Consider the following 25,392-nt stretch of genomic DNA (forward strand, 5'->3'; position numbering starts at 1 on the left):
AGCGAGCTAGCGCCATACAAGGCAGAAACAGGCGAGGAAGCGGAGTTTACGAGTTGTAAATGAGCATTCCGAGCCTGTTTCTAACGCCGTAGGGCCGACGCGCAGCTGATCGTAAGTAGGTTCTCAGTTTTGGGAGCAAAGCTCTGCGAGCACACGCAGGCGTCGGCGTGGTTCGGAAACATAGGGATTCTTGCTGTCCCAGGCGTAGCCGGCAAGGATCGAGCTGATCATGCGGCGAATCTCCGGGGAGGCTTTTTCGTAGTAGATCACGTCCTGGAAGGAGCCCTCGTACCAGCCCTCGACATAGACGCGGAAGGTGTCGACACCGCGTTTGAGCGGGATGGCGAACTCGTTCTCCCAGTCCACCGTCTCGCCACCCAGCTGACGATGCAACAGCCCGGCGGCCATGCTTGCCGAACGCATGGCAATGGTCACACCGGAGCTGAACACCGGGTCGAGGAACTCGGCGGCATTGCCCAGCAGGGCGAAGCCTGGCCCATGCAGGCTCTTGACGTTGGCCGAGTAACCGTTGATCTCGCGCGCCGGAGTATCCCACACGGCATTGCCCAGCACCTTGCTCAGCGAAGGGGTTTCGGCGACGAACTGCTTGAGGCAGGCATCGAGATCCTTCGGGTAGTTCTCGTAGTGCTCGGCCGCGGCGACCACGCCCAGCGAGCAGCGGCCGTTGCTGAACGGGATGGTCCAGAACCACACGTCACGCAGGGTTGGATGGGTGGTGATGAGGATCATCTCGCGGTTGAAGCCCGAGGCGGGGTCGATGTTGTCCTCGATATGGGTGAACACCGCGCGGCGTACCGGGAAGGCCGATGGCGTGTCGAGGTCGAGCAGGCGTGGCAGCACGCGACCATAGCCGCTGCCATCAAGGACGAAGGCGCACTCGACCTGGTATTCAAAGCCGTCGCTCAGGCGGCGTACCGACAGCCGTGGGCAATCGCCGGAGAAATCAGCGGCGAAAACTTCCTCCTCGTAGCGAATCTCCACGCCCTGACGCTCGGCCTCGTCGGCCAGCAGCTTGTCGAAGTCGGCGCGGATCACCTGATAGGTCGAGCCCTTGCCCTCGGTGAACTTGTCGCGGAAATCGAAGCTGGTGTAACGATCGCCCCAGGCGAACGCGGCGCCATGCTTGGTCTGAAAGCCGGCGGCCTGGACGGCTTCGAGCATGCCGGCTTCTTCGACGAAGTCCAGGCAGTGCGACAGCAGGCTTTCGCCGATGGAAAAGCGCGGGAAGCGCTGGCGCTCCAGCAGCAGTACGTCGTGGCCCTGGCGCTTGAGGATGGCGGCGGCGATGGCGCCGGACGGGCCGGCACCGATGACGACGATCTGACGTTGTTCGAATTCAGGAGATTTCATAGCGGGCTTTCGCTTCATGATTGACGGTGTGCCGGCCCAGCAGGGCAGGCAACAGAGTAGAGAACAGACTCATCAGCAGCAGGCCGAAGTACACCGTTGAATCAATCAGCTGGAGCTGCAGGAGCAGGTTGAGGAACACGATTTCGGTCAGGCCACGGATGTTCAGCAGCAGGCTTTCACGCCATTTGATCCGCGCCGACGCGGCCGGGTCCGCCCAATGCAGGCCCAGCCAGCTGCCAAGCACCTTGCTGATGACCGGCAGCGCCAGCAGGGTACCTATCACCAGCCAGGACATGTGTTGACCCAGGCCATGGAAATCCACGCGCAGCACGCCGTAAGTGAGAATCAGCGGGACAGCCACGCCATTCATCAGCAGCTGCCAGTGACGCTGCGCCAATGGCAGCACGAACGGCTGCTTCAGGTAGCCCAGACACAGCATGTAGGCGATGCCGAACACCAGAGCGTTCAGCCCCAGTTGTTGGAACAGCAGCATCAGGGCGAAGAACGGCAGGCTGTAGCACGACGGATGACGCAGCTTAAGCAGGCGCAGCAGCACGGGCAGCAGCGCCGTCAGCAGCGGCCAGAGCAATGTCGCCGGTTGACTGCTGCCCTGGGCCAGGCCGAACAGGCTCCAGCACATGAAATCCATCAGGATTGCCGCATGCAGCAGGCGTTTGCTGGCGGCGGCCGGGTAACCGATGCTCTGCAGGAACAGATAGAGCACCGGGATGGCGGTGATGGAGAACAGCAGGCCAATGCCCACCGCGCTCAGCCAGCCGCGCTCGCCGGGCAGTAGCCAGAGCGAGCAGGCCAGGCCAGCCAGCATCGGCACGAGAAAGCTCGGCAGGGCGATCTTCACGCAGGCCTGGCTGAGATCGAGGTCGATCACGTCGCTGAGGATATAGCCGAGCAGCAGCGCGAAGCACAGGCCGTAGGCGAGGTTCAGCCAATCGGGCGCCAGCAGCTCGGCCGCGCTCAGTTGCCAGTGCGGCTCGGCCCACAGCAACAGCAGCGCCGGAATGGCGAGTGCTGCCACCAGCAGTTGGCCGACGATGGGAACCAGGCGGCGCCCAGCGACGACCGCGACCAGCGCATAGATGGCCAGGGCCAGCAGCCAGAACAGGGCGACCGTCATGTCTGCTTATCCTTGGCCAGCGCGTCACCCGCCCAGGGGGCGAGGAGGAAGCTGAAGGCCAGGCCGATGCTGATGGCCAGGCCGAAGTTGCTTACTGCAGGCGTACTGGAAACGGCCAGCAGGCCGAACGACAACCAGGTGGTCAGTGCCGACAGCAGCGTGCCGAGCAGGCTGGTGGCCGCACCGCCGACCCGTTCGCGAATCAGAATGGCGTAGTCCACGCCGATGGCGGTGACCAGCAACAGGCCGAACAGGCTGAACAGGGTCAGCGGCTGGCCAAGCCAACCGAGACTGGCCAGGCTGGCCAGTGCGGCCAATAGAGAGACCGCCAGTACGCGAGCGGCGCCGTGTGCGCCGAAGAAGATGCACAGTACGGCGAAGATCAGCAGGCAGGAGGCCAGCTTGAGTTCGGCGGCGCTGACTTGCGTGGCGGCGAACAGGCGATTGAGTTCGCCGAGGCGGTCGACCAGCTTCACCCCGTCCAGGCCTTCGGCCCGGGCGGCGAGCAGGTCGCTGTCGGTCAAGCCTTGCAGGCTGATCAAGCCGGCGACCTGGCCGTTATCGGTGTTGCCCAGCCAGAGTGGTCGCCAGGGCTCACTGAGCGGCGCGGCGAGCACCTGGTCGATGTTCAGCGTCGGCAGGGCTTGCAGCTGTTGAGCCTCCCGCGCGATGGCGTCGGCGGGGATGCCCAGCTCGCTGAGTGCGGCGCTGTGGCTCGGCAGCTGTGCCACGGCCTGACGCAGTGCCTCCTGCTGCGTGGCCGGCGCCATCAGCTGGCTCAACGCCAGATAGCTCTTCAACTGGCCTTGTTCCACCAGCCTGTCCAGGCGCTGGCTCAAAGACTGCTGGCGTTGCAGCAATTGCTCCTCATCGTCGGCGCGCACCAGAAAGAACTGACTGGTCGGTTGCATACCGACGATCTGGCTGATGGCTTTCGATTGCTCCAGCAATTGTGGCGGCACGCTGGCCCACTGACGCAGGTCGTCCTTGTGCGAGAGCTGCAACAGGCCACCGGCGCAGAACAGGGCGAAGATCAACAGCAGCCAGGGTGTGGGCAGTTTGCTTAGCAGGGCTTCGCGCCGGTCGAGCAGACGCTGTGCCAGAGCATGCGGCGCTTGCCAGGGACGGAGCGCGGCCTTGCCGAGCAGCGTTGGCAGCAGAAATAGAGTACTCAGATAGGCGCCGAGCAGGCCGGCGGCGGAAAAGATCGCCACCTGCTTGAGTGCCGGGAATGGGGTGAAGGCCAGGGCCAGATAGCCGATGACATTGGTCAGCAGACCGAGGGTCAGGCCAAGAAAGGTGGCGCGCAGGGCACGCCAGCTATCCCAGGGTTGCAGCGTCCAGCTTTTCGACAGCAGGTGCAGAGGGTAGTCGATGGCCACGCCGATCAGGCTGGCGCCCAGCACCAGAGTCATCACATGAACATGGCCGAACACCGCGACGCAGGCCGTGAGCCCAGCGAGCACGCCAATGGCTGCGGGAATGAAGGCGAGCAGTACGCGTACCCGGCGAAACACCAGCAGCATCATCAGCAGGGCGCCGGCACTGGCGATGCTGCCCATCAGGCTGATTTCGCGAGTGGCCTCACGCTGGCCGTGGGCGGAATACAGCAGTCCGCTGCTGGCGAGCAATTGGCCGCCGCCTGCCTGCACCTCGTTGCGAGCCTGGGTGACCAGATCGTCCACGGCCAGCGCCAGGTTGCCGTCGAAGGCGTCTGCATTGGTGCGGGCGCGCAGCAGGGCCCAGGTGGTCCCCTCGCTTTCGGCGATCAGCGCGCCGCTGAGATCGACCTGGACATTGTGGTGGTGGGGAAGCCCTTTCTCCACCAAGGTGCTGAGGCCGAGCAGGTCATCGTTGGTGGCGACTACGCCCTGGCTGCGAAAGGGGTCGAACAGATCCTGCACACGCCGCTCGACGAAGGCGGCCGGGTTGTCGATCAGCAATTGACGGTCGGCAGCCGGCAACAGCGCAAGGCGTTGATCCTGCAATTGCTGGCGTATGCCGGACAGGTCGGCTTGCGGATCCCACTGCACCCTCTCGAACAGCGCCTGCTGCTGCCAGCGTGTGCCCAGTTCGGCTGTCAGCGCCAGTGCCTGTTCGCGCTGCGGGTGGCTGATCAGCACCAGCAGCTCGCGGTTGAGCGGCTCCTGCATGCGTTGCACGGCCTGCTGTTCGGGCGCGTCCGGCGTGCCGCTGGGGACCAGTTCCAGCAGGTTGGCCGAGATCGGCGCGCCGCCGCGCCACTGCCAGGCAGCAACGACAACGAGCAGCAGCAGGGCGAGCGGGAACAGCCGTGAGCCCCAGTATTCAACTCTGGAAGTCATGTCGCTCCGCATCGCTCAGGGACTGGTCGGCCTGATTGTCCTCAAGGCGCAGCACGGTGCTATCGCCCTGGGTTTCCTGCAGTTCGATGCGCTGCACCAGCTCACCACCATTGATGACGATGGCCTTGAATACCTGCTTGAGCAGCACGCTGCGAGGCGTCAGGTCGAGCTGCCAGGACTCGGCTGTGCCGCTCAGGCTGAGCTCGAAATCCTGACGCAGACCGCTGCTGTCGCCCTTGAGCACGGCGAGGAACAGGCGGTTCTGCTGAGCGGTGGCGCTTTGCTGGGCGACGAATTGCCAGCCTTGCTCGCCGCGCCGGGCGATGCCCTGCGTGTCGATGCGGTAGTCCTGCTGCAGCGGGCGTTCGAGCAGCCAGAGCAGGCCATGATCCTTGGCCAGGACGAAGGTGCCACGGCTGGTCAGCGGCTGCGGCAGGGCGCGCAGGTGTTTTTCCTGGATGAAAGTGCCGCGCACCACCTCGGGCTCGCCGAGTTGCTCGCTGAGCTGGTCGAGGTCGAAGGCCAGCGCCAGATGGGCTGTGCCGAGCAGGATAAAGCCCAGAGCTGCACCGAGAAGGCGTTTCACGCGATGGCCCTCTGTACGGCATTGATGAAGACCTGTGGCGAGGCGAACTGCATTTCCCGCGTGGCGATTTCCACGGCCACTTGCACGGTGCTGCCGCGAGTCATGCGCTCACCCGTTTCGGCGTCGCTGATCAGGTAGTTGATCTTCAAGCGGCTTTCCCATTCCACCAGGTCGGCGCGCACGATGATGCGCTGGCCGAACTGGGCGCCGCGCACGTAGCGAACCTGCAGGTCGATCACCGGCCAGGCGTAGCCGGAGTCGCGCATCTGCCGGTAATTGTGATCGAGCTTGTCGAGCAGGGCGCAGCGCGCCTGCTCGAAGTATTTGACGTAATGGCCATGCCAGACGATCTCCATCATGTCGACGTCATAGAACTGCACTTGCAGTTCGATTTCCGCCTGCAATACGCCTGACTTACGCATGTTGAGATCCTTTACCAAAGGCGCGCACGGCGCACCCTACGCGGTAGAGGATCGTAGGGTGCGCCATGCGCACCAGAGCGAGCTCAGGCATACAGCCTCCAGTGCTGGCTGCGGATGCGCTCCAGGCACAGGCGCAGCTCGCCTTCCAGGGCGCGGTCTTCGATCACCGGCGGGAAATCGCTGGCCAGTTGCTCGCGCATGGCGGCCAGTGGCTCGGGGATGTCCTGCTTGCCGGCGCGCTCACGCAGCCAGACGCCCTGGTTGGCGGCCAGCAGCGTGGCGGCGGCGACCTGCTCGGTCAGCTCCAGGCTGCGCAGGGCATCGCGTGCAGCGATGGTGCCCATGCTCACCTTGTCCTGGTTGTGGCACTCGGTGGAGCGCGAGAACACGCTGGCCGGCATGGTGTTTTTCAGCGCTTCGGCAGTCCAGGCGCTGGCGCCGATCTGCACGGCCTTGAAGCCGTGGTTGATCATCGCCGTTGCAGCCGGCGCGCCGGACAGGTTGCTCGGCAGGCCATGGTTGTAGCGGGTATCGACCAGCAGGGCGAGCTGACGGTCGAGCAGGTCGGCGACGTTGCCCACCAGGTTCTTCAGGCTGTCCATGGCGAAGGCGATGTGCCCGCCATAGAAATGCCCGCCGTGCAGGGTGCGCTCGGTCTCGGCGTCGAACAGCGGGTTGTCGTTGGCGCTGTTGAGTTCGATCTCGATGAACTGGCGCAGCAGGCCCAGGCTGTCGGCCAGCACGCCAAGCACGTGCGGCGCGCAGCGGATCGAGTAGCGATCCTGCAGGCGGTGCAGTGGCGGCAGCGGCGCCTCGACGGCCAGATCCTGGCGAATCCAGGCGGCGACCTGGGTTTGGCCCGGATGCGGCTTGGCGGCGAACAGGCGCTCGTCGAAGTGCTCCGGATTGCCCTCCAGGGCGATCACATTGAGCGCGGTGATGCGTGTCGCCAGCTTCAGCAGGTAGTCGGCGCGGGCATAGGCCAGACAGGCCAGGGCGGTCATCACGGCGGTGCCGTTCATCAGCGCCAGGGCTTCTTTCGGGCGCAGGGTCAGCGGCGTCCAGCCGAGTTCTTCATGCACCTCGGCGGCGCTGCGCCGCTCGCCCTTGTACAGCACGTCGCGCTCACCGCTGAGGGTGGCGGCGACGTAGGACAGCGGGGTGAGATCGCCGCTGGCGCCGACCGAGCCTTCTTCAGGAATCAGGGGCAGCACGTCGTGCTCGATGAACGCCTGGAGGCGTTCCAGCAGTTCTACGCGCACGCCAGAAACGCCGTGGCACAGCGACTGTAAACGGGCGGCTAGCACGGCGCGGCTGCTCGGCGCGTCGAGCAGTTTGCCCAGGCCACAGCCGTGGAAGGTGAACAAGTGCTTGGGCAGCGCCTCGACCTGATGCAGCGGCACCGCGACCACGCAGGAATCGCCGTAGCCGGTGGTGACGCCGTAGATCACGCCTTCCTTGTCCAGCAGGGTGTCGAGGAAGCGCGCGCCCTTGGCGATCTTTTCCCGGTAGGCGGCATCATCCTGCAACTGGGCGCGGGCCTGGCGCTGCGACAGGGCTACGATGTTCTCGATGGTCAGGGCGCGCTCGCCGAAGATCACCGGCTCAGGCTGGTATGTCGTCATCTCGCTTCCAGAAAGGGTAGAAGTTGAACCATTGCTGCGGGGCGTCCAGGCAGTGTTCGCCCAGGCGCTGCGCGTAACGTTGTGCCCAGCCGTGAACCACCTGGTCGCGCTCGCTGCGCTTCCAGCTCACCGCATCGGCGAAATGTTCCAGGCGCACCTGGTAGCGCCCGTCGATCTTCAGGCAGTGCATCAGCCCGACCGGGCATTGCAACAGGCCGGCCAGCAACCAGGGACCTTGAGGGAAGGCGGCGGGCTGGCCAAGAAAATCGACCGTGACACTGCGTCCGCCATGCAGCGGCACGCGGTCGCCGGCGATCGCCAGCCACTCGCCACGCTCCAGGCGCTCGGCCAGCTGCAGCATGATTGCCGGGTCCAGCTCGCTGACCTGAATCAGGCGCAGATGGCTGGCGCCGGATTCGCCCAGCAGACGGTTGAAGCGCTCGGCGTGCTTGGTGTGTACCAGCACGTTCATGCGCACCCGCTCGCCAAGCTCGGCCAGCGCCCGACAGACCTCCAGGTTGCCCAGGTGAGCGCCTACCAGCAGTCTTCCACGGCTACCGTCATGCAAGGTGTGGCGCAGGTTGCCGGGGTCTACCAGTTGCAGTTCCTGCAACGGCAGGCGGCCGTTCCACACGTCGAGCTTGTCCAGCAGGCTATCGGCGAACGCCAGGAACTGACGCAGTACCGAACGGCGGCTGGGGCGCAGATCGGGGCGTGCGCCCCAGTTCGCCAGGTTGTACTGGTATTGATGGATGCTGGTCCGCGCGCTGCGGCCAAAGATGTAGAAATACAGGACGATCAGATACAGCAGCGGCACCAGGGGGCGACGGCCGAGCAGGCGCGCGGCGGCGACGGTGAAGCGCATCAGCAGAAAGCTGCCGCGCTCCTTCTGCCGAGCCCAGTGATCGGTGTGCTCGGCAGCGCTCATGCGACCAGCCTGCGCCATAGAATCCTCGGCGCGCGCAGCAGCATGCCGAAGAACAGCCGGGCGTGCATGCCGGAGATCAGCAGGTTGTCGTGCCACAGGCGAAAGTGCGAGAGGCCATCGGCCGGGTAATGCACACGGGTCGGCAGCCAGTGCATGGGCTGCTCGCGCCAGGCCATGCGCACCAGTATCTCGGTGTCGAAGTCCATGCGCCGGCCGAGTTTCACCGTATCGAGCAGGGCCAGGGTGGCCGGCAGCGGGTAGATGCGAAAGCCACACATGGAGTCGCGAATCTGCAATGACAGACAGTTGATCCAGACCCAGACGTGGGTCAGGTAGCGTGCGTAGAGGCGCGACTTGGGCACGCTCGCATCGTATTGCGGATAACCACAGACCAGGGTTTGCGGATGAGCGCGAGCGGCGGCGATGAACTGGTCAAGAGTGCTCAGGTCGTGCTGGCCATCAGCGTCTACCTGCAGGGCATGGCTGTAGCCGAGGCGCGCCGCCTCACGCAGGCCGGCCATCACTGCGCCGCCCTTGCCCTGGTTGCTCGGCAGGCGTAGCAGGTGAATGTTCGTCTGCTGCGCCAGTTCGTCGATTACCGCCGCGCAGGTCGCGTTGGAACCGTCATCCACCAGCAGGCATGGCAAGCCGGCGCGGCGCAGTTGCCCGACCACACCGGGCAATGGCCGCTCGTGGTCGTACACCGGGATCACCGCGCAGGGATTGAAGCCTGGCTCAGCCATGGGCCTGCTCCAGCAGAATGCGCCCGGAAGAACAGGCTGCCTCGCCATTGCGATAGGCGAAATACAGCTTGCCGCGTTCGGCATCGAAACGCAGGGACAACTGCAGGGTGTCGCCGGGGCGCACCAGTTGCTGGAATTTCAGCACTTCCATGCCGGCGAAGCGCGGTGGCAGGTCGATGATCAATTGGCGTGCCAGCTGCTGGGCCCAGTCCACCTGCACCACGCCTGGCAGCACCGGCGTCTTCGGGAAGTGGCCGGTGAAATGGGCGAGATCCAGTGGCACCTGCAATTGCAGCAGCCATTCGTCGTCGCGCTGTTCGGCGCTGACAGGCTCCACCCGCGTTGGCCGCGGCGCGGCCAGCAGGGCGTCGATCTGGCTCTGCGCCAGCTTGCCCTGGCTGCTGTAGGGCAGTTCCAGCAGCAGACGCCAGCGGCGTGGCAGGGCGATGGTTTCGCAGTGTTCGGCCAGGTGTCGACGCAGGGTTTCGGTCACGCTGCGACGGCCCTGATTACGCAGGACATGCAGGCCGTTCGGGCTCAGGGCCAGCACGGCGCCGAGGAAGGCTCGGCCTTCCTGAATCACGCCAAGGCGGGCATCGGTTACCCAGTCATGACTGATCAACGCCTGCTCGAGCATGGGCAGGGAGATGCGTTTCTCCTCGAGCTTGATGATGCGGTCGAGGCGCCCGCGCAGAACGAAACGGCCGTCAGCGCCGATCTCGGCGGCATCCGCGCTCTGTTCGATATGCCCGGCTGGCAAGTAAGGTGAAGCGATGCGCAGGGCGCCGGTTTCATCGAGGCTCAGCTCGACGGCTGGGAACGGCTGCCAGGCTGTGTCGCCCTGGCGCCAGCCGATGCCGCCGGTTTCCGAGCTGCCGTAGATTTCCGTCGGCCACTGGCCCAGGCGTTCGTGCAGGGATTCGGCCGCTTCGCTGGGCAGCGCGCCACCGGAGGAAAATACCTGTTTCACGCAGCTCAGTGCCGACCAGTCGAGATTGTCGCCCATGCGCTTGAGCAGGGCCGGGCTGGCGACCCAGACAAAGTCGGTCTGGCTCAGGCTGGCCTGCTGCAGATCTTCAGGGAATGGCAGGGCGCGGCGACAGAAGGGGCGACCGGCGCACAACGGCCAGAGCAAACGAAAAAGCAGGCCGTAGATATGCTGGCAGGCGACGCTGCCGAGGACGGTGGCCTGGCCGAGGTTCTGGCCCCACAACCGCTCCAATGCCTCGACCTCGTTGGCCAGCTGCGCAAGGCTTTTGTCGATCAGCTTGGGTTCACCACTGGAGCCCGAGGTGCACAGGGTCAGGCGGCAATATTCGGGCTGCAGCGGTGCGCCTGGCAGTGGTTCGGCATCCAGTTCGGCGATGTCGTCCAGCCACAGGTCGACCTGGGACGTCAGGCGCTGACGTGTCTGCACCTGGGCGTCGGCAGGCAGCAGCACCTCGACGCCAGCGCGCCAGGCACCGAGCAGGGCGATGGCCAGCTCGGCAGCATCTTCCAGATACAGTGCCACGCGTTGTACACCGCGCGCCTGCAGGGCGGCGGCCAGGCGCAGGGCGCGCTCACGCAACGCCGCATGATGCAGGGCGGGTTGGAGGGCAACCTGACGCTCGGGCTGAGCCTCCAGCAACAGATCAGTGAGGGGCAGCCAGATCATTCGTATTTCCTTACCTGCTGGCGGACTAACCATTCGCCAGCGAACAACAGGCCGATCAGGCCGTAAGAGATCAATCCGGTGTAGAGCGTCCACCAGGACAGCGGTGCCCACATCGCCAGTGCCATCAGCAGGACGGTATTGCCGAGGAAGAACAGCGCCCAGACCTTGGTGACGGTGCGCGTGTAGCGCACGGCGACGTCCGGCAGCTCCGGCTCGCGTAGGCGCGCCATGCGTTCCACCAGCGGCGGGCCGAACTTCAGGCTGAGGCCGAACAGCGCCAGCAGCATCAGGTTGAGCAGAACCGGGTACCAGCGCAGCAGCACCGGTTCGTTGGCGACGCCGAGCAGTAGGCAGAACACCAACGCCGCCACGGCCAGCCACAGGCCGCCCGGCCGGCGACGCGCCGTCAGGGCGCGGGCCAGCCAGAGGCCGCCCAGTAACGCGGCGAACACACGCGGCGACCAATGCTCCAGGCCGTAATAGACGGCGAACGGGTAGAGCACGCCGGCTATCAGCAACAGCAGGCCAAACAGGCGAGCCATGGGGTCAGTCTTGGGTCTGAGGCGTGTCATTGATCAGGCGATACACGGCCTCGACCACATCGCCCACGCTGCGCACGCTCTTGAACTCCTCGGCGGCGAGCTTGCGCCCGGTCTGGCGCTTGATATGGTCGATCAGGTCGACCGCATCGATGCTGTCGATCTCCAGGTCTTCATACAGGCTGGCGTCCAGGGTCACACGCTCGGCCTCCAGCTCGAACAGCTCCACCAGGGCGCTACGCAGGGTGACGAAGATTTCTTCACGGCTTTGCATCGGTGAAATCCTCAGGCAGCTTTCTGGGCGGAAACGAATGCAGCCAGGCTCGCGACGTTGGCGAAGTGCTTGCGCGTGTCCTTGGCCTCAGCGTCGATCTTGATGCCGAAACGCTTCTGGATTGCCAGCCCCAACTCGAGTGCGTCCACCGAGTCCAGGCCGAGCCCTTCGCCAAACAGAGTCTGCTCCGCGCCAATGTCATCGGCACTCATGTCCTCGAGGCCGAGGGCATCGATGATCAGGTTCTTGATTTCAAGTTGCAGATCGCTCATCTGAGGCGAGCTCCTTCATAAAGTGTTGGTGCAGATGGTCGTTGAGCTTGCGCGAGGCTATCGGCAATGGCGCCTGCTCGGTGAATTGGCGCGGATCGATATCCTCCCCGACCCGCAGCCGAAAGTGAAAACGGCGCGACGGAATGCTGTACCAGGGCTCGGCCTTGGTCAGCGTCGTGGGCGTCACGCTGATGACCACCGGGGTCACCACGCTGGCGCCGCGTACGGCAATCGCGGCGGCGCCACGATGAAATTCCGGGCTGCTGCCAGGTACGGTACGAGTGCCCTCGGGGAAAATGATCAGGGTTTCGCCGTTTTGCAGGGCGCCGGCAGCTTCGTCAAGCATGTCCATGCTGCCGCTGTTGCTGATGTACTGGGCGGCGCGAATCGGCCCGCGCATGCAGGGGTTTTCCCACAGGCTCTGCTTGACCACGCAGTTGGCATCGCGGATGAAGGCGATCAGCACCACCACGTCGATCAGCGAGGGGTGATTGGCGATCACCATCTGTCCCGGGCGGCCCAGGCGCTCTGCACCCTCGACCTCATAGGTGAGTACGCCGGTGCGGAACATGAATTCGACGAATAGGCGAAAGGTGCGGCTGACCACCGCGCGTGCACGGGTACGCCGACGCAGGGCGTCGCCTGGCAGCAGGCCGAGCAGCGGGAATACCAGCACGCGCAGCAGTACACCGCCGACGCCGAACAGGGCGAAGCTCAGTGCAGTGGCGACAAGCCTCCATGCATAAGGCGGGCTATAAGGGCTCAGGCCTCGTTGCGTGACCAGGTCCATTGGCGGTCTTTCCAGTAATGAGTCAGCGTTCGCTGCCCGCCATGCAAGGCGCGCAGCAGGTTCAGGGGGTGTGGCCAGGCGGCGGGTAAGCCGGATTCGGCAGGTGCGAGGCTCAAGGTCCAGGTTTTGCCCGGTTTCAGCAGCAGAGCCAGCGCGTACGAGAAGGGTACGTCATCTATATAGGCTGTATAGAGGTCGGGCGGCAACTCTTCGGCAATGACCAGCAGAACAGCGGGGGCGCCCTCGGCAAGTAGCCCGCTGGCTTCGAGCATGGCCTGTTCCAGGCCGTCCCCGGCAGCGGCCATGGCGGTCATTTCGCTATTGTCTTCGCGCAGGATCGACCACAGACCGATGATGGCGTTGTGCACTGACAGGCTGAATTGGGTGGGCGACAGCGGCTCGCCCTTCGCCAGCTCGTTGAGGATCGCCAGCGTGCGCGGGGTTTCGCCATGGCGCGAGGCGAACACCAGGGGTAAAGGGCCTCGCCCCTCGGCCAGTGGCCAGGCGACATGGAACAGCATGCGCGCCAGCCGGCTGAGGCGGCGCCGTTGCATGGCGGGTAGGAAACTCACGTCCGGCTGTTGCTGGTCGTCGGGCACGACCACGGGGGCGTTGCACCAGGCACGCCAATCATCCTCTGACTCCAGGCCGGGGGCCCAGGCGCGCAATCCTTCGATCTGGAAATTCATAGCACGAGGCTTTTCGCCACTCCGGGCATACTGGTCGGCACGACGATACGCCTGAAAGAGACCGCGTCAGTCAGTGCCATGGCATAGTGCCGGTACTTGTTCGGGCGGGCATTATCTAGATGCACGCGGCGCTGTGCAAATGTTGCGCAGCTTCTTCTGATGGGCGGATGATGGCGATGTGGCCTACGTCTCGTGCTTGTCATGGGCTTTGCATAGAATTCGGAACATTCCAGATCAGGGAGAGCGGCGATGCGACGTGTGGTGTTCAACCAGAAAGGGGGGGTGGGCAAGTCCAGCATCGCCTGTAATCTCGCGGCGGTCAGTGCGGCGCAGGGCTACCGTACGCTGCTGATTGACCTGGATGCCCAGGCCAACTCGACTCACTACCTCACCGGGCTCACTGGCGAGGAAATTCCCATGGGCATTGCCGACTTCTTCAAGCAGACCCTGTCTTCCGGGCCCTTCGCCAAGAAGGGCAAGGTGGATATCTACGAGACGCCGTTCGACAACCTGCACGTGGTCACCGCCACGGCCGAGCTGGCCGAGCTGCAGCCGAAGCTGGAGCAGAAACACAAGATCAACAAGCTGCGCAAACTGCTCGACGAACTGGCCGAAGATTACGACCATATCTACCTGGACACACCGCCGGCACTGAATTTCTATACGGTTTCCGCGCTGATTGCGGCTGACCGCGTGCTGATCCCCTTCGACTGCGACAGCTTCTCGCGCAACGCCCTGTATGGCCTGCTGGCCGAGATCGACGAGTTGAAGGAAGACCATAACGATGCTCTGGAGGTGGAGGGCATCGTGGTCAACCAGTTCCAGCCGCGCGCGACCTTGCCGCAGCAATTGCTGGATGAGCTGATCGCCGAGGGCTTGCCGGTGTTGCCGGTGAACCTGATGAGCTCGGTAAAGATGCGCGAATCGCACCAGGTGTGCACTCCGCTGATCCATCTGGATGCACGGCACAAGCTGACGCTGCAGTTCGTCGAATTGCACGATCTGCTCAATCAGGCTTGAGGGACTGTCAACGATAAAACAAGGCGCCCGCGGGCGCCTTGTTCGTTAGCGCACCACGAACACGTCGCAAGGCGCCTTGTGCAGGAAATGCTGCGCCAGGCTGCCCAGCAAGGCTTGAGAAAAGGCGCTGCGGCCGTGGCTGCCGAGCACCAGCAGTTCTGCTCGACGCGTCTTGATCTGCTCTTGCAGGCTGCGCAGGATGCCGCCCTGCAGCACGTCGTGGCTGAGCTTCGGGCCGCCAGGCGGCAGGCTTTGCGCTTCGTCCTGCAATAGCTGATCGATCAGGCCGCGCTGGGTCTGCAGTTGCAGTTCCACCTGCTGCGGCGTGCCCTTGTCCGGTTCGAATACGTGCAGGGCGTGCAGCTCGGCATCGCCGGGCAGCAGGCGATAGGCCTGGCCGAGGGCACTGCAGGCGCACAGGGAGAAGTCGATGGCGGCCAGCGCCCTCTTATAAGGCTGGGCGTCGTTGCGCGCTACCAGCAGCAGCGGCACGGTGCAGCGGCGGGCGATGCGATCGAGGCTGGTGCCGGAGAAAAAGTCATGACGCTGGTGGTGCCCGCCCAGCACCAGCAGGTCGCAGCCGCTGTCCTGAACCTGTTGCAGCACCACTTCCGAAGGTTTGCCGCTGAGCATGCGCAGTTCAGTGCCGGGAGGGGCGTATCGGGTCAGGCTGCGATCCAGCGCTTGGCGCGCCTTTTCGTGCTGTTCGCTGCTCTGGCTAGGGTCGAGCACGTGCAGGATGCTCAGTCGGGCGTTGTGCTGCTGGGCCAACTGCGTGGCGCGGCATAACGCCATGTCAGCGGTGTCGCGCAGGTCATGGGCGATAAGAATGTGCTTGAACATGGTGACGGCTCTCCTGCCGATACCCCTCGGCAATTTTATTGTGCCTGTTCAGATAGCCGCTCTTTTGACCTATGGCAAGGTCGGGGACTGTTACCGATTGCGAATGCAGGCAGCGGCACCGTTCAGCGTAAACGCAATTGGTAGTACCCGCGACTTTCTGCGACCACTTCGCCGCTGCCGTCGGTCAGTTGCAGCTCCAGCAGATAGTCGGCCTTGCCCTGCTGGTTGGCCTGTTCTTCCAGATGGGCGATTTCCTCGGCCGAGAGGCGCGCCTCGACCTGAATGTCGCCCGTGGCCGGGCGGCGAAAGCTCAGGTTCATTTCCTTGATGATGGGATAGAAGCGCTGGGCGTCGAAGCTGGTCAGAAACAGCGCGCCGCCGGGAATTTCGGCCAGGGTGAACAAGGCGCCGGCGTACATGCTGCCGATATGGTTCTGGTTGCCTTGCAGGGGCATGCGCAGGCGTACGAATCCTGGCTCCAGCACTTCGGCTTTGAGGCCGCTGCGTTTGACGAAGGCGATCTGTTCTTCGGTGAGCTGACGAGCGATTTCCACGGGCAGCGGCATGGCGAAACTCCTTGAGCGGACGTTTTGCCAGACTAAGGGGCGGTTGGCGCGCTGCAATTGACCGCAGCGCCCGTGGCGACTGACCGAAGCACTCAAGCGCCCCAGGCACGTAGCCCGGATGCAATCCGGGAAATCGCGTAACGGCTATCCCCGGATCGCATCCGGGCTACAGTGCATCCTAAATGCCCTGCTGGCGCAGCCAGGCCTGCAGTTGCGGCAGCGGCATGGCGCCGCTCTGGCGGGCGACTTCGACGCCGCCCTTGAACAGGATCAGGCTGGGAATGGAACGGATGCCCAGTTGCCCGGCCAGGTTCTGGTTGGCCTCGCTGTCGAGCTTGCCCAGGCGGCAGCGTCCCTGCAGCTGTGCGGCTGCCTGCTGGAAGGTCGGGGCGAAGGCCTGGCAGGGACCGCACCAACTGGCCCAGACATCCACCAGCAATGGCAGGTCGCCCTTCAACTGACTGGCGAAGTTGGCTTGGGTGAGCGTGATGGGCGCAGCGGGCAGCACTTCACTCTTGCAGCGGCCGCAGCGTGGGGCGTCGTGCAGACGCTCGGCGGGAATGCGGTTGAGCCCGTTGCAGTGCGGGCAGGGAATCAGCAGCGGATCGGACATGAGGCGAGGCTCCGTGAGTCATGTGCCTTAAATGGAGCCAGCGCCTGCGGATATCAAGTCAGAGCGGGGTCAGCGGGAAGAACCAGGGGATGACCAGGGTGGCTACGCCCCACAGCAGCAGGTTCAGGGGAATACCGATCTTCATGAAGTCGGTAAAGCGGTAGCCACCGGCGTTGTAGACGAAGGTGTTGGTCTGGTAGCCGATGGGCGTGGCGAAGCTGGCACTGGCGGCGAACATCACTGCGACCACGAAGGCGCGTGGGTCCACGCCCAGATGTTGGGCCATGCCGATGGCGATGGGGGTGATCAGCACGGCCACGGCGTTGTTCGACAGCATTTCGGTAAGGATGGACGTGAACAGGTAGATAAAGCTCAGCATCAGCAACGGCCCGGCCCAGGGCAGCCAGCCCATGACGTTTTCCACCAGCAGCTTGACCAGGCCAACCTTGTCCATGGCGATGCTGATCGCCAGCATGCCGAAGATCAGGCTGAGAATTTTCCAGTCCACCGCCTTGTAGGCGTCTTCCACATCCAGGCAACGGGTCGCCAGCACGGTGACTGCGCCGATGATCGCCAGGCCTTCGATGGGCATCACGCCAAAGGCGGCCAGCAACATCACGGCCAGGGTGGAGAGAATCGCGATGGGCGCCTTGTCGCGGCGGAAGGCGCGCTCCTGCACGGCGTTGAGGCTGATCAGCTCGCCGTTGTCGGCGAAGCGTTTGATCTGCGCCGGTGTGCCTTCGACCAGCATCACGTCGCCGAATTGCAGCTCGAAATCATCGAGGTTGCCCTGCACGTTCTCGTCCTGGCGGTGCACGGCGAGCACGGCGATACCGTAGCGCGCGGTGAGGTCCAGGTCGCGCATCGGGCGGTGGCTGTAGCGCGAGTTACGCCCGACGATGGCCTCGGCGAGGATTACGTCGTGGCTGCTGATGGTCTCGAAGGCGTCACCGCGGTTGAAGCTCAGGTGGCCGCTCTCACGCAGCTCCACCACATCCTTGACCTGGCCGTGCAGCACCAGGCGGTCGCCACTGGAGAGCAGGGTTTCGGCGCCGGGTTCGGTCAGTTCCTGCTCTTCACGGAACAGCTTGAGCACCTGCAGGCCGCTGCCGCCATTGAGGTTGGCTTCGTGCAGGGTCTTGCCGATCATCGGTGAGTCGTGCGGTACCAGCAGTTCGGTCATGAAGGTGCGCGACAGATCCGGGCGCAGCTGGCGCGACAGGGTCTCGCGTTCTGGCAGCAGGTGGCGGCCTACGGTCAGCAGGTAGAGCATGCCAAAGGCGGCCATGATCAGGCCGACGCCGGTGATCTCGAAGATGCCAAAGGGCGCCATGCCCGCCTTGCGTGCGACACCGTCGACCAGGATGTTGGTCGAGGTGCCGATCATGGTCAGGGTGCCGCCGAGAATGGTGGCGTAGGACAGTGGGATCAGCAGTTTCGACGGCAGAGTGCCGGCGCGGCGCGCCAAGGCGATGGCCACCGGGGTGAGGATGGCCACCACTGGCGTGTTGTTCAGGCAGGCCGATACCACCAGCGCGGTGACGGTGAGGCCGGTGAGCACGCGAATCGGGCTGGTGCCGACCAGATTGCCCAGCCAATTGCCGAGGGCGTCGATGCAGCCGGTACGCTCCAGCGCAGCGGAGAGCACGAACATGCAGGCGATGGTCACGGGGGCTGAGTTGGACAGCACGCTTAGCACTTCGCCTGGCGTCAGCAGCTGGCTGACCAGCAAGGCGGCCACGGCGATGGCGGCGACGATGTCCGGGCTCCACTTTTCGCGGACGAAGGCATAGAGCACCCAGATCAGCAGGGCGCCGACAAACAGCAGAGGCAGGGAGTCCCAGAGCATGAAAATCCTTAGAACCGGCCGCTGATCCGCTGGGTGGCCTGGCTGTTTGGCAGCAGGTCTTGGCCAGCGGGATCGGGGACAGATTCTTTGCGTCGAATCTCGTGTGAGGTATCGGGCACGCACTGGGCGGCCTGGCAGGGCGCCAAGATAGAGGGGTTCTTTTAGATAGTCTAAGAATGTTTGGGCAGATTGATATGCCTTTTCGATTTAACAGATAAGCGCTGTCGAGAGGTCTGGCCAGAGTCTGTGGGCCGCCACGAACAGGGCCAAAGCGCTACCACTTACGACGAACAGCTGATCTCCAGGTGCTTGCCCCACTCCGGCGGGCGTTCGGCATAGCGCTGCATGTCCGGTTGTTCGTCGAACGGTCGTGACAGCACCGCGTGCAGCTCACGTACCGGGCCATAGTCGCCCTGTTCGGCGGCTTCGATGGCCTGCTGCGCCAGGTAGTTGCGCAGGATGTACTTGGGATTGACCGAATGCATGCGCACCTGGCGTTCGGCCTGTTCGCCGCCTTCGCGTTCGCAACGGGCCAGGTAGTCGCGGCTCCAGGCGTCGAAGCCGGCGAGGTCGACGAAATCCTCGCGCACGATGTTCAGCGCCTCGGCAGGCGCCTGCTCGCCCAGGCGACGGAAGAACAGGGTGTAGTCGGTGGCCCTGCCCTGCTGCATCAATTGCAGCAGCCGCTGGATCAGCGCTTCGTCCTCATCCTCGGCGCTGGTGAAACCCAGGCGCTTGCGCATTAGGTCGAGGTAGTGCGCTTGGTACAGCGGCAGGAACAACTCCAAGGCCTCGCGCAAGTGTTCGACCGCGGCGAAGGGCGTCAGCGCCTGGGCCAGTGCGGCGAGGTTCCAGTGAGCGATGGGCACCTGATTGCTGAAGCTGTAGCGGCCGGTGTCGTCGGAATGGTTGCAGATGTGGTTGGCGTCGAAATCGTCGAGGAAGGCGTAAGGGCCGTAGTCGAAGGTGATGCCGAGGATCGACATGTTGTCGGTGTTCATCACGCCATGGCAGAAGCCATAGGCCTGCCAGTAGGCGATCATCGCGGCGGTGCGTTCGATCACTTCGCGCAACAGCGCCAGCCAGGGTTCGTCCTGTTCCAGGCACTGCGGGAAGTGGCAGGCCATGACGTGTTCGCCGAGCGTTTTCAGGTGCTCGTGCTGGCGCGTGTAGTAGAAGTATTCGAAGTGGCCGAAACGCACGTGGCTCTGCGCCAGGCGCAGCACCATGGCCGCGCTTTCCTGCTTCTCGCGCCACACCGGCGTGCTCGATCCTGTCACGCATAGCGCGCGCGAGCTGGGGATACCGAGGGCGTGCAGGTGTTCGCTGGCGAGAAACTCGCGGATCGAGCTGCGCAGCACCGCGCGGCCATCGCCCATGCGCGAGTAAGGCGTCATACCGGCGCCTTTGAGGTGCAGATCCCAATGCTCGCCGTTCTGGTTGACCACTTCGCCGAGCAGCAGGCCGCGACCATCGCCCAGGCGCGGGGTGTAGCCACCGAACTGGTGGCCGGAATAGACCATGGCGCGAGGTTCGGCCTCTTCCCACAGCTTGTGCCCGGCGAACAGTTCGGCGAACTCGGAGCGCTGTGCCTCTGCAGGGTTGAGATCGAGCAGGGCCATGGCCGCCTCGCTCGCCACCACCAGGCGTGGCTGCTCGATGGGTTCGGGCAGCACCTCGGTGGAGAAGGCATCACCAAGGCGGGCGAAGCGGTTGTCGAAGGTCAGCGTGTCGAGATTTTTCACCTGGGCTCCTGACTGCTTAGGGCGTTGTGGGCGGCTGGGGTGTTTGCTGCACCCCGGCGGCTCCTGCGGCGGCGGCCTTGGCCAGACTCTTCTGGTCGAGCTTCTGCTCGCCATGCTCGAGATTCTTCACGTACACCTCGACCTGGCGGAAGGCGATGTTGATGCCGTTCTTCGGGAACTCGCGGTCGATGAAGCGGTTGATTTCGTCGGTGGCCGGGTTGCGGTCGCCGAGGTCGCGCACGTGGATACGCAGCTCGTGGTCGAGGGTACTCTCGCCAAAATTAAGGAAGTAGACGATGGGCGCCGGCTCCTTGAGCACTCGCGGGTTTTCCTGCGCGGCCTGCAGCAGCAGCTTGCGCACCAGGTCGAGGTCCGAACCATAACCGACGCCGACCTTGAGGGTGACGCGGGTAACCGTGTCGCTCAGCGACCAGTTGATCAATTGGCCGGTGATGAAGGTCTTGTTCGGAACGATGATTTCCTTGTGGTCGAAATCGGTGATGGTGGTGGCGCGGATGCGGATCTTGCTCACCGTGCCGGAGAGGTTACCGATGGTCACCACGTCACCAATACGCACCGGGCGCTCGAACAGGATGATCAGGCCGGAGATGAAGTTGGCGAAGATTTCCTGCAGGCCGAAGCCCAGGCCGACCGATAGCGCCGCCACCAGCCACTGCAACTTGTCCCAGCTCACCCCCAGCGTCGACAGCGTGGTGACGATGCCGATGGCCACCAGCGCATAGGACAGCAGGGTGGTGGTGGCATAGGCGCTGCCCTGCGCCAGGCGCATGCGTGACAGCACCAGTACCTCAAGCAGGCCGGGCAGGTTGCGGGCCAGGGCCACGGTGATGGCGACGATGATCAGTGCACCGATCACGTCCATCAGGCTGATGGGCACCAACGTCGCGCTGTCCCCGGAGCCGCTGCTGTATTCGTAGAGAGTGACCGTGTCGAGGTAGGTGAATACGCCGATCAGATCGGCCCAGACCGCGTACAGGCAGACCAGGAAACCGCCGAGCAGGGCCAGGCGGATCAGGCGCAGGGACTGCTGGTTGACCTGCTCGATGTCCAGAGTGGGCTCTTCCACCGGTGCTTCGCCATCCAGGCTTTCCTTGCTCTGCGCCTGGCGTTTGGCCAGGGCGCGCTGATAGGCCAGGCGCCGTGCCGCCACACTCAGACCGCGTACCAGCGTGGCTTCGACGATCAGCAGGATGATCAGCAGGTACAGGGTGTCGATCAGCCGGTCGGTGAGCTTGAGTGCGGTGTAGTAATAGCCGAAGGCGACTGCGCCGATCAGCGCCAGCGGCAGCAGGTTGAACAGCACGCCGACGCCGGTGCGCAGCCCCGAGGTGTTCTCGCGCAGTGGTGCGCTGAACAGCAGGTGGAACAGCAGCCAGGCCATCAGGGCATAGCAGCTCAGCACCACGATGATGCCGATCACGTCGCCGGCCAGGCTCGCCGGCTGGTGCTCGGCAATGCTCACCACGGCCACCAGGGCCATCACCACCAGCCCCAGGCGACGCAGGTGCTGACGGAAGAAGGCGACGTTGGCCGGTGGCCAGTGGAAGTGCAGGATGGCCACGCCATCCGGGGAGAGAATCCGGTGCAGGGTGTAGAACACCAGCCAGGCCTCGGCCATCTCGTAGAGCGCGGCGCCCAGGTAGAGGTTCTGCCCGCGTGCATCATGCAGCAGGGCGTAGCCGCACAGTGCCAGGAACAGCGTTACCGGCAACGCCAGGATGATGTTGAGCCCCAGCGCCATGGGCGTGTGCAGCTGGCTGTCGTGCTTGTAATGACCAATGTCGCCATGCAGCGCGCCGAGCTTGCTGAACAGGTACTGGCGCCGCCAGAGGATCAGGGCGCAAAGCAGAATCAGCGGCAGGAACACCAGCGGGCGCTCGAACAGGCCGGCGCCGAGCTCGCTGATGGCCAGGCCCCAGGGCATGTTGGCCAGTTGCTGCTCGAGACGACGCGGTGCCGATTTCAGCCAGTCCAGATCGAGTGGCTTGTTGCTGGGAATCCAGAACATCTGCTCGTCGATGGTGGCGCGCAGGCTGCTGGCCGTGTTTTCCAGCTCCTTCTGATTGAGCTGCAGGGTGATCGACTCGTTGAGCAGCGCATTCAGCGAGCGGTTGAGGCGATCGAGCAATTCACGCCGGGTATTGAGCTGGTCGCGCAGCGCGCTGCGCAGTGCCGGGGTGACCTCCTCGCTCGGTTGGCCGCTGAGCAGATTGTCCACATAGCGGGCGGGGTCGCTGATCTCCTCACGCTGCTTGTTCAGCTCGAACTGGTAGAGGCGAATATCGGCGATCTCGTTGGCGAGTGAGCCCTCTTCGAGTTTCAGCTTCGGTAGCGCTTGCTTCTGCTGGTAGAGCACCCTCGACAGCAGCAGGCTGCCTTGCAGCACCCGGATCTGCTCATCGAGCGCCTGGTTGGCCTGGTTGAGGTTGTCCAGCTGCTGGCGGGTTTGCAGGTTCTGCTCGGTCAGTCCATTGAGGCGATCTGTCGCGCGCAGCAGGTAATCGGAGAGCTTGAGGTTGAGCGTACTTTCCCGGGCCAGCAGTTTGTCCGAACTGGCGCGCTCGGCCTCACGCGATTGCTCGGCGACGGTCTGTTCCGATTCTGCGCGGCGGCGTTCGTTGATCAGGCTTTGCAGTGCCTGGCGTTCCTGCTCCGCACGATTGATGCGCTCCTCGAACAGGGCCCGCTGTGCGCTGCCGAGGTCCTGCAGCAGGCTGTTGCCGGCCAGTTCCTGGCGGCGCAGCTGGGTTTGCGCCGCAAGCAACGAGAGCTCTGCATTGAGTTGATTGCGGCGTTCCTGAGTCAACGCCTTGCCATCGAAGCGACCGCTCTTGAGGCCGTCGTTGATCAGCTGGCTGCGTGTCTGGTTCTGGCTGATCTCCGCCTGGGCGCGCTCCGGCCGGGTCTGTGCGGTGATCACCAGGCTGTTGGCCTCGATGATTGCCTTGTTCCATTCGCTGAGCTGAGTGGAGCGCTCGCTCAGTAGTTGCTCGAGCTGAGCGAGCGAGGTTCGTGCGTGGCGCTCGGCGATCTGCTGTTCTGGGCTGGCCTTGAGCTTGTCCAGTTCACGCTGTGCTTCGCTGATCAGGCGTGGCGCCTCGTCCAGTTGTTTGCGCAAGTCGTTGAGGCGCTGGTCGGCGGTTTGCCGGTCCCGCAGCATGCGCAGCGTTTGTTCGAGGGTCTGCTTGAGCGCCAGTTGCTCGGCTTCCGGCAGCTTGCGATCAGCCAGGCTGTCCAGGCTCTGCTGCACGCTCTCTGCCGTCGGTGGTTCTTCGGCGAACACGGGTGGGATGCCGATGAACAGGGCAAACAGAACGGCTGCTAGGGAAAGGCGCGACAGATGCATGGTCGATTGATCTACTGAGTGAACGGCAACGATGGAGAATACCTGCGGCACAACGAAGACGCGGGCCCTTGTGGCCCGCGCGTGATGCTGATGCTAGCAGAGTCCTGGCAGGTAGTTTTCAACTGCTTGCTAGAAGTGCAGCCCGGGGCCAGGGCGTGTGCCTTCTGGGAATCTGACGCCGACTTTACGCACCTTGTTCCCCTCCATGGCCGCGACCGTCCAGGTCAGGCCCTGCCATTCCACTTGGTCACCCACTACCGGTTCGCCACCGATTTCGTGAGCGATGAAGCGGCCCAGCGGCTGATTGCCCTCCACCTCATCCAGCTTGAGGCCGTAGAGCGAGGCAACCGCGCTCAGTTCGGCGTCGCCTTCCAGCACGAAATCACCGAAGAAGCGCAGGTCCTGACCCCGCTTGGGTGCCTGGCTGAACAGCTTGCCAAGGGCCGGCAGGTCGTGCTCGTGGCCGATCACGCAGAGCAGATCCCCTGCTTCCAGGCGGGTACTGCCGGAGGGGTGAAGCAGGTCACGGCCACGGAACAGCGCGGCGATGCGGGTGCCCTCGGGCATTTTCAGCTCACGCAGGGCCGCGCCGATGCACCATTTTTCCGCGCCGAGTCGATAGACGAACAGCTCCCACTGGCTGGTCGGGTGTACTTCCAGGCCGGCGCGTGACACGGGGACTGGCTCTGGCGGTACGGTGACGCGCATCAGCTTGGCGGCCAGCGGCAGGCTGGTGCCCTGCAGCAGCAGGGAGATGATCACGATGAAGAACGCCACGTTGAAGAACAGCTGCGCATTGGGCAGGCCGGCCATCAGCGGGAACACCGCGAGGATGATCGGCACGGCGCCGCGCAAGCCAACCCAGGCGATGAAAATTCGCTCGCGGTCATGGAAGGCACGGAACGGCAGCAGGCCGAGGAAGATCGACAGCGGTCGCGCGAAGAGGATCATCCACAGCGCTAGGGCCAGGGCCGGCAGGGCGATGGGCAGCAGCTCGTGCGGCGTGATCAGCAGGCCGAGGACCAGGAACATGCCGATTTGCGCCAGCCAGGTGAGGCCATCGAGCATGTGCAGAATGCCGTGGCGCGAGCGTATCGGCCGGTTGCCCAGCAACAGCCCGCACAGGTAGATAGCCAGGATGCCGCTGCCGCCCACGGCGGTGGTGATGGCGAAGATGATCAGGCCGCCGCTGACCACCAGTAGCGAGTAGAGACCCGCGGCCAGTTCCATGCGATTGACCAGCTTGAGCAGCAGCCAGCCCCCGCCCAGGCCCAGCAGGGCACCCAGGCCGAATTGCTGCACCAGTTGAATCGGCAGATCCCAGCTGAAGCCGGTCTGGCCGCTCGCGAGCATGGCGATCAGGGAAACGGTGAGGAACACCGCCATCGGGTCGTTGCTACCCGACTCGATTTCCAGCGTGGAGCTGACCCGCTCGTTGAGGCCGCGTCCGCCGAGCAGGGAGAACACCGCAGCAGCATCGGTGGAGCCGACGATGGCGCCGATCAGCAGGCCTTCCAGCAGGGTCAGGTTGAACAGCCAAGCGGCGGCCAGACCGGTCAGGCCCGCGGTTATCACCACCCCCAACGTCGCCAATGAGAGCGAGGGCCACAAGGCCACGCGGAAGCTGGAAACCCGGGTGCGCATACCGCCGTCGAGCAGGATCACCGCCAGCGCCAGGTTGCCGACCAGGTAGGCCAGGGGATAGTTGTCGAAGACGATGCCGCCGGGGCCATCAGTGCCAGCCAACATGCCGACACCGAGGAAGATCACCAGAATGGGGATGCCAAAACGCGTCCCGAACGCGCTGACCAGAATACTGACCGCTACCAGCAATGCGCCGATCAAGAACAGATTATTGATGGCGCTGGCATCCAACTGCGCGTACTCCTGGCTGGGAAACGTGGGGCGCCGCTATGCATGGCGCGTGCCAGGGATTCTAACCGTAGCCTTCCTACCGCTGTCAAAAAGGTTATTACATTTTTCTAAATGGCCCCGAAGCGCCCCGTACTGGGTCGCCCGGGGCCTTTGGCTCAG

At 64.2% G+C, this 25,392-nt stretch carries 22 protein-coding genes; 1 reads left to right on the plus strand and 21 read right to left on the minus strand.

Annotated elements, in window-relative coordinates:
- Positions 1 to 123: 123 nt before the first annotated feature.
- The 14 genes from BLT86_RS22135 to BLT86_RS22200 all read right to left on the minus strand — a co-directional run bounded on the left by BLT86_RS22135 (position 124) and on the right by BLT86_RS22200 (position 13,355).
- Positions 124 to 1,371: an NAD(P)/FAD-dependent oxidoreductase gene (locus BLT86_RS22135; RefSeq protein WP_092379638.1), complete on the minus strand. Its 1,248-nt coding sequence runs from the start codon at positions 1,369 to 1,371 to the stop codon at positions 124 to 126.
- Positions 1,358 to 2,506, minus strand: coding sequence for a cation:proton antiporter (locus tag BLT86_RS22140; RefSeq protein WP_092379641.1), 1,149 nt, complete (start codon positions 2,504 to 2,506; stop codon positions 1,358 to 1,360). Before BLT86_RS22140 ends, BLT86_RS22135 begins: the two co-directional genes overlap by 14 nt.
- Positions 2,503 to 4,830, minus strand: a complete 2,328-nt coding sequence (locus BLT86_RS22145; RefSeq protein ID WP_092379644.1) for an MMPL family transporter — start codon at positions 4,828 to 4,830, stop codon at positions 2,503 to 2,505. Before BLT86_RS22145 ends, BLT86_RS22140 begins: the two co-directional genes overlap by 4 nt.
- Positions 4,814 to 5,416: a LolA family protein gene (locus tag BLT86_RS22150; RefSeq protein WP_092379647.1), complete on the minus strand. Its 603-nt coding sequence runs from the start codon at positions 5,414 to 5,416 to the stop codon at positions 4,814 to 4,816. The genes BLT86_RS22145 and BLT86_RS22150 overlap by 17 nt, the downstream gene beginning before the upstream one ends.
- Complete coding sequence (locus tag BLT86_RS22155) at positions 5,413 to 5,838, minus strand: acyl-CoA thioesterase (protein WP_092379650.1); 426 nt, start codon at positions 5,836 to 5,838, stop codon at positions 5,413 to 5,415. The genes BLT86_RS22150 and BLT86_RS22155 overlap by 4 nt, the downstream gene beginning before the upstream one ends.
- 83 nt (positions 5,839 to 5,921) lie before the next feature.
- Complete coding sequence (locus BLT86_RS22160) at positions 5,922 to 7,463, minus strand: HAL/PAL/TAL family ammonia-lyase (protein WP_092379653.1); 1,542 nt, start codon at positions 7,461 to 7,463, stop codon at positions 5,922 to 5,924.
- Positions 7,444 to 8,391, minus strand: a complete 948-nt coding sequence (locus BLT86_RS22165) for an LpxL/LpxP family acyltransferase (protein WP_074913926.1) — start codon at positions 8,389 to 8,391, stop codon at positions 7,444 to 7,446. The genes BLT86_RS22160 and BLT86_RS22165 overlap by 20 nt, the downstream gene beginning before the upstream one ends.
- Entirely contained in the window at positions 8,388 to 9,134 is a 747-nt protein-coding gene (locus BLT86_RS22170) for a glycosyltransferase family 2 protein (RefSeq protein WP_092379656.1), read from the minus strand. The genes BLT86_RS22165 and BLT86_RS22170 overlap by 4 nt, the downstream gene beginning before the upstream one ends.
- Positions 9,127 to 10,791 (minus strand): acyl-CoA synthetase family protein, encoded by a 1,665-nt coding sequence (locus BLT86_RS22175; RefSeq protein WP_092379659.1) that lies wholly within the window; start codon positions 10,789 to 10,791, stop codon positions 9,127 to 9,129. Before BLT86_RS22175 ends, BLT86_RS22170 begins: the two co-directional genes overlap by 8 nt.
- Positions 10,788 to 11,333 carry a COG4648 family protein gene (locus tag BLT86_RS22180; RefSeq protein WP_079784766.1) on the minus strand — a complete coding sequence of 182 codons (546 nt, stop codon included), beginning with the start codon at positions 11,331 to 11,333 and terminating at the stop codon, positions 10,788 to 10,790. Before BLT86_RS22180 ends, BLT86_RS22175 begins: the two co-directional genes overlap by 4 nt.
- 4 nt (positions 11,334 to 11,337) lie before the next feature.
- Complete coding sequence (locus BLT86_RS22185; protein WP_074913750.1) at positions 11,338 to 11,604, minus strand: acyl carrier protein; 267 nt, start codon at positions 11,602 to 11,604, stop codon at positions 11,338 to 11,340.
- Between the two features lie 11 nt (positions 11,605 to 11,615).
- Positions 11,616 to 11,876: a phosphopantetheine-binding protein gene (locus BLT86_RS22190; RefSeq protein WP_017678587.1), complete on the minus strand. Its 261-nt coding sequence runs from the start codon at positions 11,874 to 11,876 to the stop codon at positions 11,616 to 11,618.
- Positions 11,857 to 12,666 (minus strand): lysophospholipid acyltransferase family protein, encoded by an 810-nt coding sequence (locus BLT86_RS22195; protein ID WP_197676076.1) that lies wholly within the window; start codon positions 12,664 to 12,666, stop codon positions 11,857 to 11,859. Before BLT86_RS22195 ends, BLT86_RS22190 begins: the two co-directional genes overlap by 20 nt.
- The gene (locus tag BLT86_RS22200) at positions 12,639 to 13,355 is read right to left on the minus strand and encodes a beta-ketoacyl synthase chain length factor (protein ID WP_092379662.1); all 717 of its coding nucleotides are present in this window, start codon (positions 13,353 to 13,355) and stop codon (positions 12,639 to 12,641) included. Before BLT86_RS22200 ends, BLT86_RS22195 begins: the two co-directional genes overlap by 28 nt.
- A 249-nt stretch (positions 13,356 to 13,604) precedes the next feature.
- Between BLT86_RS22200 and BLT86_RS22205 the strand changes: the two genes are divergently transcribed.
- Positions 13,605 to 14,375 (plus strand): ParA family protein, encoded by a 771-nt coding sequence (locus BLT86_RS22205; protein ID WP_074913752.1) that lies wholly within the window; start codon positions 13,605 to 13,607, stop codon positions 14,373 to 14,375.
- Between the two features lie 45 nt (positions 14,376 to 14,420).
- Here the strand turns inward: BLT86_RS22205 and BLT86_RS22210 are convergent, their stop codons facing one another.
- The 7 genes from BLT86_RS22210 to BLT86_RS22240 all read right to left on the minus strand — a co-directional run bounded on the left by BLT86_RS22210 (position 14,421) and on the right by BLT86_RS22240 (position 25,233).
- Positions 14,421 to 15,218, minus strand: a complete 798-nt coding sequence (locus tag BLT86_RS22210) for a universal stress protein (protein ID WP_074913753.1) — start codon at positions 15,216 to 15,218, stop codon at positions 14,421 to 14,423.
- A 122-nt stretch (positions 15,219 to 15,340) separates the two neighbouring features.
- On the minus strand, positions 15,341 to 15,784 hold the full coding sequence (locus BLT86_RS22215) for a YiiD C-terminal domain-containing protein (RefSeq protein WP_092379665.1): 444 nt from the start codon (positions 15,782 to 15,784) through the stop codon (positions 15,341 to 15,343).
- Between the two features lie 178 nt (positions 15,785 to 15,962).
- On the minus strand, positions 15,963 to 16,397 hold the full coding sequence (gene trxC / locus BLT86_RS22220; protein WP_079784762.1) for a thioredoxin TrxC: 435 nt from the start codon (positions 16,395 to 16,397) through the stop codon (positions 15,963 to 15,965).
- 58 nt (positions 16,398 to 16,455) lie between these two features.
- A complete protein-coding gene (locus BLT86_RS22225) occupies positions 16,456 to 18,369 on the minus strand; it encodes an SLC13 family permease (protein WP_330165512.1) in 1,914 nt (637 codons plus the stop codon).
- A 158-nt stretch (positions 18,370 to 18,527) separates the two neighbouring features.
- On the minus strand, positions 18,528 to 19,991 hold the full coding sequence (gene selO, locus BLT86_RS22230; RefSeq protein ID WP_092379670.1) for a protein adenylyltransferase SelO: 1,464 nt from the start codon (positions 19,989 to 19,991) through the stop codon (positions 18,528 to 18,530).
- Positions 19,992 to 20,007: 16 nt separating this feature from the next.
- Entirely contained in the window at positions 20,008 to 23,358 is a 3,351-nt protein-coding gene (gene mscK / locus BLT86_RS22235) for a mechanosensitive channel MscK (RefSeq protein WP_092379673.1), read from the minus strand.
- Between the two features lie 129 nt (positions 23,359 to 23,487).
- A complete protein-coding gene (locus BLT86_RS22240) occupies positions 23,488 to 25,233 on the minus strand; it encodes a potassium/proton antiporter (RefSeq protein WP_074676365.1) in 1,746 nt (581 codons plus the stop codon).
- Positions 25,234 to 25,392 lie beyond the last annotated feature (159 nt).

Origin of the sequence: Pseudomonas sihuiensis (assembly GCF_900106015.1) — a bacterium.
GTDB classification, from domain to species: domain Bacteria; phylum Pseudomonadota; class Gammaproteobacteria; order Pseudomonadales; family Pseudomonadaceae; genus Aquipseudomonas; species Aquipseudomonas sihuiensis.